The organism is Streptomyces sp. MnatMP-M17, assembly GCF_900091995.1.
Lineage (GTDB): Bacteria > Actinomycetota > Actinomycetes > Streptomycetales > Streptomycetaceae > Streptomyces.
This window is the reverse complement of record NZ_FMDK01000265.1, coordinates 1-4,812: the sequence shown is the minus strand read 5'-3', so window position 1 is coordinate 4,812 and position 4,812 is coordinate 1. Positions and strand designations below refer to the sequence as shown.

At 71.2% G+C, this 4,812-nt stretch carries 5 protein-coding genes; 2 read left to right on the top strand and 3 right to left on the bottom strand.

Annotated elements, in window-relative coordinates; genetic code table 11:
* Positions 1-1,139: outer membrane protein assembly factor BamB family protein (locus GA0115259_RS12645; RefSeq protein WP_161230358.1), on the top strand; the 1,139-nt coding region annotated here is incomplete at its 5' end.
* Positions 1,140-1,182: 43 nt separating this feature from the next.
* Here the strand turns inward: GA0115259_RS12645 and GA0115259_RS12640 are convergent.
* On the bottom strand, positions 1,183-1,935 hold the full coding sequence (locus tag GA0115259_RS12640; RefSeq protein WP_237539953.1) for a hypothetical protein: 753 nt from the start codon (positions 1,933-1,935) through the stop codon (positions 1,183-1,185).
* Between the two features lie 212 nt (positions 1,936-2,147).
* Here GA0115259_RS12640 and GA0115259_RS12635 point away from each other — a divergent pair, with 212 nt between their 5' ends.
* Positions 2,148-2,693, top strand: coding sequence for a hypothetical protein (locus GA0115259_RS12635; RefSeq protein ID WP_093595289.1), 546 nt, complete (start codon positions 2,148-2,150; stop codon positions 2,691-2,693).
* Between the two features lie 186 nt (positions 2,694-2,879).
* On the opposite strand, the gene GA0115259_RS12630 is transcribed toward GA0115259_RS12635, so the two are convergent.
* Both GA0115259_RS12630 and GA0115259_RS12625 read right to left on the bottom strand, forming a co-directional pair.
* Positions 2,880-3,146 carry a hypothetical protein gene (locus GA0115259_RS12630; RefSeq protein ID WP_093595286.1) on the bottom strand — a complete coding sequence of 89 codons (267 nt, stop codon included), beginning with the start codon at positions 3,144-3,146 and terminating at the stop codon, positions 2,880-2,882.
* Between the two features lie 198 nt (positions 3,147-3,344).
* Positions 3,345-4,812: tetratricopeptide repeat protein (locus GA0115259_RS12625; RefSeq protein WP_141716542.1), on the bottom strand; the 1,468-nt coding region annotated here is incomplete at its 5' end.

The following is a 4,812-nucleotide window of genomic DNA, read 5'->3' as shown; positions in this document are numbered from 1 at the left end:
CGCCGGCCCGCTGGCGGCCCTGGCGGTTCCGGATGTCGAACGACGTCTGGGGCACTCCGGTCGTCGACGGCGAGCTGCTCTATGTCACCTCCTTCGAGGTGCACGCGCTGGACGTGGGCACCGGGCGCCGTCAGTTCAAGACCAGGGACGTGGCCTGGGCGATGGCCGTCGCCGGAGGCCGTATCCACGCCTCCGACGGGCCGACGCTGTACGCACTCGACGGCAAGGACGGCAGCGAGCGCTGGCGGCTGCGCACCGACGCCTGGGTGTACTCCCTCAAGGTCGACCGCGGCACGGTCGTCACCGGTACGCGCGGCGGCGGTGTCCAGGCGTGGGAGGCGTCCACCGGCGAGAAGCTGTGGGAGACCGCCGGGGCCCAGACGGACTTCGAGACGCCCGAGGCCGGGCCCGCGGTCTTCGACGGCACGGTGTACGTGTGGAAGGAGGCCCGGCTGCTGGCGCTGGACGCGCGCTCGGGCGCCGAGCTGTGGTCGTATCCCATCGGTGACGCCGCCTCCTGCGGTGGCGTGCCCGTACGGGTCAGGCCCGGCTCCGACGGCCATCTGTATGTCTCCGCCGGTACGCGCGTCCTGTCGGTCGAGATCGGGACCGGCCGGGTGCGCTGGCACTTCGAGGCGCCCGCGGTCTTCCTCTCGCCGCCGGCCTTCGCGCCCGGTCCCGCGGTCACGGGCGGCGGTGTCTATCTCGCCGACTATCTCGGCACGGTGTACGCGCTGGACGCCGCCACCGGCAAGGACCGCTGGCGTATCGCGACGGAGTCCCGCCAGTCGATCGAGCCGGTGCTCGTCGCCGACGGCAATGTGCATGTCGGCAGCGGCAGCGCGCTGTACACGCTGGACGCGGTGACGGGCACGCCCAAGTGGCGCTTCGCGGCGGGCGGCGAGGTCATCGGCGCTCCGGTCGTCGCGGACGGCAGGCTGCACTTCGGCTCGGCGGACCATGTGCTGTACACGCTGGACGCGAGCGGCGGGCAGCTCCGCTGGAAGCTGGCGACGGGCGGCGAGATCACGGGCTCGCCGGTGGCGCGGCGAGGTGTGGTGTACGCGTGCAGCAAGGACCGGTGTGTGTACGCGCTGGACGCGGTGAAGGGAACGGCGACGGGGCGCGGGTCGCGGTAGCGGCGACTTGCGGGCTTGCGGCTGAGGCTGACTGCGGCTGGGCTCAGTGGCGCGGGGGATCGTCGTCCCGGGGTTCGGCGCGGCCGTCGTTGACGGGCAGGGACTGGGTGTCGCCGTCCTGGGACTGGTTCTGCTGGTTCTGCCAGTCCTGCTGGTTCTGCTGGGGCTCGTCGTACTGCGGAGGCCCGAACTTGTGGGGCCCTTCCCATGGATGCCCGTAACCCGGTGGCTGGTAGGGCTGGGGCTGCGCCTGGCCGTACGGATGCGCTCCGTACGAGTCCCAGTCCTCGTCCTGCGGCGCGTACTGCTGCGGCGCGTACTGCTGCGGCGCGTACTGCTGTGGCGCGTATTGCTGCGGCGCGGCCTCCGGGGCCGGGTAGTGCGCGCGGCGACCGCTCATCACCAGCGCGGCCAGCAGCAGCACCACTCCACCACCGAGGGCGTACGCGACACCGAGGCCCAGCCCGGTACCGCCGCCGCTGATGCTGAGCCCGTTCGACACCTGGCCCTGGCGCACCATCCACAGGACCGTGAAGCCCAGAACGATCAGCCCGGCCAGCGCCACCAGCAGCCGCGATCGCAGCACCAGTCCGATCAGCGTGACGAGCGCGGCGACGGCGAAGGGGAGCAGCAGCGAGACCGCGACCGCGGAGCTGGTGGCGGTGATGCCGTTGATCAGGTCGGCGACGCGGTAATCATGCCCTCGACGGCCGTCGAACCAGATGAGGAACGGGCTCAGTACGGCCGCCGCCGCGGCGGCGAGAGCGAGGATCGACCCGATGATGTTGCGGACCATCGCCGCCTCCTGACCACGGGTGTACGGATCCCGCTCCCGGTGCACGACGCTACGCCGGGTGCCGGAGGCGCGCCATGCGACGGCTGGGGCGTACGGGCAGGCGCGGGGGGCGTACGGGCAGGTGCGGGGAGGTACTGGCGGGTGCGGGCGCGCTGTTAAGGTGTCGCGCGCGATTGGCAGGTCCATGAGTGACAACGGGGGAGGGCTCGGTTTTGCTGCGTCGACATATGAAATTCGCGGCCGTACTGGTCGTGGTGGTGCTGGCCCTGACGGGATTCTCGTCGGGCAAGGGGTCGGGCAAGGGAAAGAGCAAGGGATCGAGCAGCAGCGGCGGAGGCGGCTGCTCCAGCTCGAAGAAGTCGAACGGCGGCTATGCGGGCGCGGGCTCGGGTTCGCACTACGACGACGATGACGACTACGGCTCCGGCTCGTCCAGCGGCTCGACGGCCGATCCGTACGCCACGTCCACCACGTCCGGCACCGTCCAGGCCCGTATCGTCACCTGCGTCCGCAAGGCGAGCGGCAAGCGCAAGGCGGTCACCTACGCGACCGTGCGCGTGGACACACCCTCGGGCACGACAGGCCTCTACGAGATAGACGTCGACTTCAAGGACGCGTCGGGCACGGTCGTCGACAACGCCGACACGGAAGTGACCCTGGAAAGCGGCGAGTCAAGGACGCTCCGGGTCACGATGGACTCCCCGAAGCAGGTATCCCGCGTACGCACCTGCGAGGCGAGGGCCACAGCCCGAAGCTGACCGCCGGGCGGGCGCGGGACGCCGGGCGGACACCGACAGAGGGGCCGAGCGAAACGCTCGGCCCCTCTGTCGCTTCCCCCGGATCCCCCCGGATCCCCCGTGTTGTGCGCTACTTCCCCCCGTAAATCTCGCGGCCGCGACGGCTCCCCCTCCGCGCCGTCGCGGCCGCTCCCCGTCGGGAACTGGTCAGGGCTTGGGCGGGGCGGGTGCGTGGTTGTCCATCGTCGTCAGGACTTCCTCCGCCGGCTCGTCGGCCGCCGCTTCGTCGTCCTTGTCCTCGGTGTTCGGGAGTCCGTTCGGCGGAAGGATCGGCGCGTGGTTGTCCATCGTGGTCAGACCGTTCGCCGGAGTGCTCGGCGTGTGGTTGTCCGCGGTGGTCAGCAACGCCTTCGCGGGCGTGGAAGGCGCGTGGTTGTCCATCGTCTTGATGTCGTCGTTGTTCTCGGCGCTCATGGTGCGACTCCCCTGGTTGGGCACTGGCTTTGAGGTCCTCTGCCCGGCGGCTCCCCCGGGGGCCGCCGGACAGAGACTGGGAGGCTCACTCGGACTCCGGTGTCCTCCAGTGATCCGCCTGCCCCCCGACGCGACGGATCGATGCACCGAGCATGGCGGCTGGGCATAAACATTCGATGAACGCGCATCCGCGAGCGCTCAAGCGGCGCTGAGCGGGGTGAGAAGCCCGCTCACCTCGGTGGCCTCGGGCGCGTCGACCGACTCGTACAACGCCAGCGCCTCGTGCCAGCAGACACGGGCGCGGTCCGACTGGCCGAGGATCTCCAGCGCCCGGCCCAGCACCGTCAGAACGCCGGCGCGAATACGGTCACCACCGATGCAGCCGAACGCGAGGGCCTGCTCGGCGTGCTGCGCCGCGTGGGCGGGCCGCTTGGCCGCGAGATGCACCTCGGCCATCCGGAAGAGAGTCGTCCCTTCCCACAGCCGCTGCCGGTTCTTGCCGAAGTTCGTCAGCGCCTCGTCCAGCTCTTCCAGCGCCTCTTTGTGACGCCCGGCATGAGTGAGAGCCACGCCGAGGGCATATCGGGCGTTCGCGAGGCGCACGGTGAGCCCGAGCCGGTCGTATATGCCTACGCCCTCCTGCGCGAGGGCGATGGCCTTGGCGGTACGGCCGAGCGAGAGCTGCGTACGGGAGAGGTTGCACAGGGCGCTCGCCTCGCCCGGGATGTTCCGGTCCGCGCGCGAGTCCTCGATCGCCTGGCGCAGATACGACTCCGCTTCATTGTGCCGTCCCTGGATGAACGCGATGATGCCCCGGTCGTTGTTGGCCCAGAAGACGGGCGCCGGATCGTCGGCCGCCCGTGCCAGCAGTTTGGCCTGCCGGGCCTCCTCGTCCGCCTCCTCGTAACGGCCCGCGACGAGATAGACGTTGGTGAGCGTCGTCCGGGCACGTCCCTCGGCACGGTGGTCGCCCATCGCGTGGGCGGCCCGCCGCGCGGAGAGCGCCGCGGACTCGTACTGCTTGGAGTTGGCGCCCGACTCCGCCAGATCCTTCGCGGCCCACAGCAGATCGACGGCCCGGCGCAGTTGGCGCCCGCGCGACGCCTGCTGCGCGCAGGCCAGCACGCAATTCGCCTCGGTGTAGAGCCAGTCCAGGGCCGTCTGCCGGTCGGTGAAGGGCATGCCCTCGTACGCCGTCGGCTCCAGATGGTCCACCAGACGGTCCCCCGGCCGCTCCAGTGCGTACACCCGTGCCGCCGTCGCCAGGTAGAAGTCCAGCAGCCGCGACATCGCCGACTCCCGTTGCGACGGCGGCTGTTCGTCGCGTTCCGCGCAGGCGCGGGCGTAGAGGCGTACGAGGTCGTGGTAGCGGTAGCGGCCCGGGGCCGCGGATTCCACGAGGGACGTGTCGACCAGGGACTCCAGGAGGTCCTCCGCGTCCTGGAGCGGCAGGTCCAGGACGGCGGCGGCAGCGGCCAGGGAGAGGTCCGGGCCGTCCGCCAGGCCCAGCAGCCGGAAGGCGCGCGCCTGGGCCGGCTCCAGCGCTCCGTAGCCGAGTTCGAACGTCGCCTTGACCGCGAGGTCGCCCGCCTGGAGCTCGTCCAGCCGGCGCCGCTCGTCCGCGAGCTTCGCCGCGAGGACCGAGACCGTCCAGGTGCGGCGGGGC